General features: G+C 70.2%; 6 protein-coding genes. 1 reads left to right on the plus strand and 5 read right to left on the minus strand.

Annotated elements, in window-relative coordinates; genetic code table 11:
• Positions 1-39: 39 nt before the first annotated feature.
• The 5 genes from E1283_RS30095 to E1283_RS30115 form a co-directional block, all read right to left on the minus strand.
• Positions 40-1,587, minus strand: a complete 1,548-nt coding sequence (locus E1283_RS30095; RefSeq protein ID WP_132821334.1) for an FAD-dependent monooxygenase — start codon at positions 1,585-1,587, stop codon at positions 40-42.
• A gap of 61 nt (positions 1,588-1,648) precedes the next feature.
• A complete protein-coding gene (locus tag E1283_RS30100) occupies positions 1,649-2,623 on the minus strand; it encodes an amino acid ABC transporter permease (RefSeq protein WP_132821335.1) in 975 nt (324 codons plus the stop codon).
• Positions 2,620-3,294 carry an amino acid ABC transporter permease gene (locus tag E1283_RS30105; protein ID WP_132821336.1) on the minus strand — a complete coding sequence of 225 codons (675 nt, stop codon included), beginning with the start codon at positions 3,292-3,294 and terminating at the stop codon, positions 2,620-2,622. The genes E1283_RS30100 and E1283_RS30105 overlap by 4 nt, the downstream gene beginning before the upstream one ends.
• An 86-nt stretch (positions 3,295-3,380) precedes the next feature.
• A complete protein-coding gene (locus E1283_RS30110; RefSeq protein WP_132821337.1) occupies positions 3,381-4,235 on the minus strand; it encodes a glutamate ABC transporter substrate-binding protein in 855 nt (284 codons plus the stop codon).
• Positions 4,236-4,311: 76 nt separating this feature from the next.
• Complete coding sequence (locus E1283_RS30115; RefSeq protein ID WP_132821338.1) at positions 4,312-5,100, minus strand: amino acid ABC transporter ATP-binding protein; 789 nt, start codon at positions 5,098-5,100, stop codon at positions 4,312-4,314.
• 250 nt (positions 5,101-5,350) lie between these two features.
• On the opposite strand from E1283_RS30115, the gene E1283_RS30120 reads away from it, so the two are divergent.
• Positions 5,351-6,043, plus strand: a complete 693-nt coding sequence (locus E1283_RS30120) for a response regulator transcription factor (RefSeq protein ID WP_132821339.1) — start codon at positions 5,351-5,353, stop codon at positions 6,041-6,043.
• The last annotated feature ends 8 nt before the right edge of the window (positions 6,044-6,051 follow it).

Genomic DNA, 6,051 nt, shown 5'->3' on the forward strand with positions numbered 1-6,051 from the left:
GCCCGGGGCGGGGCAGGGGCCTTCGGTCAACGGTGGCGTTCAGGCTCCGGTGGCGCCGCGCAGGCCGCGCACGCACTCGGCCAGGCCCGCCAGGTCGGAGCCCGGCAGCGAGGCGGCCAGGTGCCCGTCGGGGCGGACGACGAGCAGCGTGTGGGCGCCGGCGCCCGGGTACTCCTCGGTGACCATCAGCTCCGCCGGCAGCGGCAGGCTGCCGACCGTCACGGCGAGTCGGGGCATCAGCCCGGCCGTCAGCCAGTGCCTGGCGTCCCAGACCCGCGATCCCGGTGCGGTCAGCACCAGCAGCAGCGGGCCGCCGAGCCGCTGCCGCAGATAGCTCTGGGCTCCGTCCAGGGTGGTCACCCGCACGTCGCCGACGAGCGTTCCGGTCGGCTCGGTCACGGTGGCCCGAGGCGCGGGGCGGGCCAGTGGGGAGGCCGGGTAGCCGGCCGGCGCCCCCAGCGTGCCGCGGCCCAGGTGGCCGTCGGCGAGCAGCGTGAGCCGACCCCGGCCGCGCCCGGCGAGGCGGGAGGTGAGCCCGCCGCCACGCACCAGCGGCAGCGCCTGGTCGACCGCCCGCAGCCGGTCCGCGACGGCGGTCCTGCGCTCGGCCTCGTAGCTGTCGAGCAGGGCCTCGGCGTCGCCCTCCCGGCAGGCGATGGCCAGCTTCCAGGCCAGGTTGTCCACGTCCCGCAGCCCCTCGGCCACCTGCTGGGTGCCGAGCGCCCCGAGCAGATGCGCCGCGTCGCCGGCGAGGAAGGCGCGGCCGGCCCGCCAGCGGCGGGCCAGCCGCTGGTGGCAGATGTGCACGCCCGCGTCCAGCAGCTCGTAGGGCGGGAGTTCGCCGTCGTGCCAGGTGGTGAGCGCGGAATGCACCCGCTCCAGCATGGCGTCCGGGGTGACCAGGCCGTCGTCGGGCGGCAGCGGCCAGTCCAGCCGCCACCGGTCGCCGGCCAGCGGCCTGGCGATGACCTCGGCGTGCGGCACGCCCCGGTGCAGCCCGGCCTCCCCCGGCCAGGGCAGCTCGGCACGGAGCGCGGCCACCGCGTAGCGCTCCACTCCGGTGCGGCCGGGGAAGGCGATGCCCAGCAGCTTGCGGGCGGTGGAGCGGGCACCGTCGCAGCCGACGAAGTAGCTGCCCCGGAAGGTCCTGGCCTGGCCGCGCTGCCCCTCGGGCGCCCGGCGCACGGTGTGCGCCAGGATCTCGCGGTCGTGCTGCTCCAGGTCCGTGAGCCGGTGCCCGCCGGCGATCCGGATCAGGTCCTCGTGGCCGGCCGCCTCCCGCAGCGCCGCCTCCAGGACGTGCTGGGGCACATGGCGCGGCTCGGCACGCTCCGGGAACTCGTGGCGCAGGACGTCGCGCCCGCGGAGGGTGGTCCGCCAGGCGGTCCACGCCGCGGTGTCCTGGCCGAGGCCCGGCAGCGCGGCCCATCTGGCCAGGTCGGGCGGGAGCACACAAGTACGGGCGAGGCGTTTCGGGGCAGGCCCCTCTCCGCCGTCGACTATCACGGAGGGGACGCCCTGCCCGGCCAGGGCAAGCGCCAGCGCGAGCCCGATCGGGCCCGCGCCGGCAATGATCACGGGCAGCACACCACGTATGCAACCCAGCGGCTGATCGGGCGTCAAGTCCGTCCCGATCCGCGATGATCCACTAGCTCGTCACATCGGTCCTGGCCGAGTCCGGGGAGGCCCCGGTCGTCGCCACGGCCCGGGGCTCCGGCACGCTGACGTCGGGCGTCAGCGCCACCCCACCGGGCTGGTCCATCAGGCCCGAGGGGTCGACCTTGACGACCGTGCCCGTGCCGCGCTTCCCGCGCCGAAGCCGCTTCTCCAGCCAGGAGGCCAGGCTGGTGAGCAGGAAGTTCAGCGCGATGAAGATCAGCGCGGCCACCGTGTAGGCGGCGATGGTGTTCGCGTAGTTGGTGGACACCAGACGCGCGTTGGTCAGCAGTTCGCTGTAGCCGAGCATGGCGCCGCCGAGCGTGGTGTCCTTCACGATGACCACCAACTGGCTGACGATCGCCGGCAGCATCGCCGTCACCGCCTGGGGCAACAGGACGAAGACCATCGTCTGCCCCTTGCGCAGGCCGATGGCCCGCGCCGCCTCACCCTGTCCGCGCGGCAGCGTCTGCACGCCGGCCCGCACGATCTCGGCGAGCACCGAGGCGTTGTAGAGCACCAGGCCGGTCACCACCGCGTACAGCGGCCGCACGTCGCGGTCGATGTTCGACCACTCCGCGTACGCCGCGTTGGCGAAGATCATCATCAGCAGCACCGGGACGGCCCGGAAGAACTCCACGATGACGTCGCAGGGCCGGCGGATCCACCAGTGGTCGGAGAGCCGGCCGATGCCGAAGAGGACGCCGAGCGGCAGCGCGATGACGAGGGACAGGCTCGCCGCGATCAGCGTGTTCTGGAGTCCTGGCCACAGGAAGGTGGTCCAGATCCGGGAGTCGGTGACGAAGACGTCCCACTTCTCCGCGTCGAGCTGATTCTTGTCGGCCATCGTCTGGAGAACCCACCAGAAGAAGGCGCCGAGCACGGCAACAAACAGCACGGCGTAGAGCACGTTCCGCCGCTTGGCCCGGGGGCCGGGGGCGTCGTAGAGAACGGAGAGATTGGTCATCGCTTCACCGCCACACGCTTGGCCAGCCAGCCGAGGAGAAGTCCGGTCGGAAGGGTCAGGATGATGAACCCGATGGCGAACAGCAGGGCGATCGGGATGAGGTTGGCCTCGTTCTCGATCATGGTCCGCATCAGGGCCGCGGCCTCGGCGACGCTGATGGCGGCTGCCACCGTTGTGTTCTTGGTGAGGGCGATGAGCACGTTGGCCAGCGGGGCCACCACCGAGCGGAACGCCTGCGGCAGCACCACGATGCGCAGCACCTGGGTGAAGGAGAGCCCCAGGGCACGGGCGGCCTCCGCCTGGCCCACCGGCACCGTGTTGATGCCGGAGCGCAGCGCCTCACAGACGAAGGTCGAGGTGTAGGCGATGAAGCCGAGGACGGCCAACCGGAAGCCGATCGTGTCGACGTTCCCCTCGGCGAACATCGTCATGCCCAGCGTCTGGTACAGGCCCAGCGAGCAGAAGACGATGATCAGGGTCAGCGGTGTGTTGCGGAAGATGTGCACGTAGGCCGTGCCGAAGGAGCGCATGATCGGGACCGGGCTGACCCGCATGCCCGCAAGGATCGTGCCCCAGATGAGCGAGCCGATCGCGGAGAAGACGGTGAGCTGCACCGTCGTCCAGAACGCGCCGAACAGGTCGTACTGTTCGAGATCTAGGAAGTCGAACACGGAGTCTCTCAGTCTCGACTAGGGGGTGCGGAATGGGCGCGGCGCGCCGCCGGTCGAGGCGGCGCGCCGCGGGGGGACCCGGTGGGTCAGACGATCTCCCCGATCGCGGGCGCGGCCTCGGCCTCGTAACCGGCGGGGCCGAAGTTGTCCTCCACGGCCTGGTCCCAGGCACCCGACTCGACCATGCTGGTGAGCGCGTCGTTGATCTGCTGCTGCAGCTCGGTGTCGTCCTTCGGGATGCCGACGCCGTAGTTCTCGTTGCTCAGCTCCAGGCCGGCCAGCTCGAACTTGCCCTGGTTGGCCTCCTGCGAGGCGTAACCGGCGAGGATCGAGTCGTCCGTGGTCAGAGCGTCCACCGTGCCGTTCTCCAGGCCGGTCAGGCACTCGGAGTACGTACCCATCTCCAGGAGCTGGGCGTCCGGCGCGAAGTCGTTCTGGACGTTCTGCGCGGAGGTGGAACCGGCGACGGAACAGAGGGTCAGTTCGTTGATCTCGTCAGGCGACGAGACCGTCTCGCCCACCCGCATCAGCAGGTCCTGGTGGGCCAGGAGATACGGGCCCGCGAAGCTGACCTGCTCCTCGCGCTCGGGGGTGATCGAGTAGGTGGCCGCGATGAAGTCGACATCGCCGCGGCTGAGCAGGTTCTCCCGCTCGGCGCTCGGCGACTCGACCCACTCGATCTGGTCGGGCTCGTAGCCGAGCTCGCCCGCGATGTAGGTGGCGACGTCCACGTCGAAGCCGGCGTAGTCGCCGTCCGGGGTCTGGAGACCGAGACCCGGCTGGTCGAACTTGATGCCGATGGTGATGCTGTCGCCGCCGCCGCTGCCCGCGCCGTCGCTCCCACCGTCGCCGCCCTCGTCGTCGCTGGAGCCGCACGCCGTGGCGGCGAGCGAGAGAGCGAGAACGGAGGCGGCCAGCGCGCTTGCCTTGCGGAGTCTCATTGCGTAATCCCTTGTTGTCGAAAAGGTGGTGCGGGTCCGTGGGCGACCGGGCTCGGTCGCGAATGCGAATCCAGCGTCAGTGCTTGAGGATCTTCGAGAGGAAGTCCTTGGCCCGGTCGCTGCGGGGGTTGTCGAAGAACTGGTGGGGAGTGGCTTCCTCGACAATTCGGCCGTCCGCCATGAACACCACACGATCGGCGGCGGAACGGGCGAAGCCCATCTCGTGGGTGACGACGACCATCGTCATCCCTTCCCTGGCCAGCTGCTGCATGACCTCGAGGACCTCGTTGATCATCTCCGGGTCGAGCGCCGAGGTGGGCTCGTCGAAGAGCATCACCTTCGGCTCCATGGCCAGCGCCCGGGCGATCGCCACCCGCTGCTGCTGACCGCCCGAGAGCTGCGCCGGGTACTTGTCGGCCTGCGAGCCGACACCCACCCGGTCGAGCAGCTTCCGCGCCCGAGCCTGGACCTCGTCCTTGTTCTGACGCCTGACCTTGATCGGACCGAGCATCACGTTCTCGAGCACGGTCTTGTGCGCGAAGAGATTGAAGGACTGGAAGACCATGCCGACGTCGGCACGCAGTCGGGCGAGACCGCGCCCCTCGTCGGGCAGCGAGTCACCGTCGATGGTGATCGACCCGTCGTCGATGGTCTCCAGGCGGTTGATGGTCCGGCACAGGGTCGACTTGCCGGAACCCGAAGGGCCGATCACGACGACCACTTCACCGCGCTTGATCGTCAGATTGATGTCCTGGAGCACGTGCAGCGCACCGAAGTGCTTGTTCACGCTGTCCAGGACGACAAGGTCTTCCGCCAGGGGCGCAGCCTCCTCAGCGGCATCCTTGGTCAGCGGCACATTGCTCATCGTGGCTTTGCTCCGTCCTCGTCGGTTGACGGGACCTTAGCCAGCGTTAACGAGGAGCGTCAGCACATCTGAGCGGAACTTGAGGGTCACGATGTGATCGCGGTCTCGTTGCCAAAAGTGATCATGTCGCGCCGTTCGGTGAGGTCCGGGTAACGGAAGCGTTCAGCTCGTCTTCACCCCCTTGACGCCACCCACGTCCATCGGCATGGATGCGGGGATACGCTTCAACAGCTGTGGAAGGGATGCGCGGGTGAGACTCCTGCTGGTCGAAGACGACGAGCATGTCGCCGCCGCCCTGGTCGCCGTGCTCAGCAGACACGGCTTCGACGTGGTCCGCGCGCGTGGCGGCGAGGAGGCCATCACGCTGGTGCGGGACCGCACCTTCAACGTCGTGCTGCTCGACCTCGGCCTGCCCGACGTGGACGGCTTCGAGGTCTGCGGCCGGATCCGCCGCGTCGCCTCGGTGCCGGTGATCATGGTGACCGCGCGAAGCGACGTCCGGTCCCGTATCCACGGCCTCAATCTGGGGGCCGACGACTACGTCGTGAAGCCCTACGACACCGGCGAGCTGCTGGCCCGGATACACGCGGTGAGCCGCCGCAGGAGCGCCGACGAGGAGCCCTCGGGGCCGGAGCCCGCGCCCGACGGGGTGCTCAACCTCGGCCCCGTCACAGTGGAGCTCGCCACCCGCCAGGTCTCGGTGGACGGCCGGCAGATAGCGCTCACCCGCAAGGAGTTCGACCTGCTGGCACTGCTGGCCCAGCGCCCCGGCGTCGTCTTCCGCCGGGAGCAGATCATCAGCGACGTCTGGCAGACCAGCTGGGAGGGCACCGGGCGCACCCTCGAGGTGCACGTCGCCTCACTCCGGGCCAAGCTGCGCCGGCCCGGGCTCGTCGAAACCGTCCGCGGCGTCGGCTACCGGCTGGCGCTCCCCGCCTCCTGACCCCACCC

It is taken from the genome of Streptomyces hainanensis, assembly GCF_004348415.1.
Taxonomy (GTDB): domain Bacteria; phylum Actinomycetota; class Actinomycetes; order Streptomycetales; family Streptomycetaceae; genus Streptomyces; species Streptomyces hainanensis.

Bases quoted from the DNA above. Each gene is read 5' to 3' on its own strand.
- E1283_RS30100 (WP_132821335.1), bottom strand. From the start codon at position 2,623: ATGACCAATCTCTCCGTTCTCTACGACGCCCCCGGCCCCCGGGCCAAG.
- E1283_RS30110 (WP_132821337.1), bottom strand. From the start codon at position 4,235: ATGAGACTCCGCAAGGCAAGCGCGCTGGCCGCCTCCGTTCTCGCTCTC.
- E1283_RS30115 (WP_132821338.1), bottom strand. From the start codon at position 5,100: ATGAGCAATGTGCCGCTGACCAAGGATGCCGCTGAGGAGGCTGCGCCC.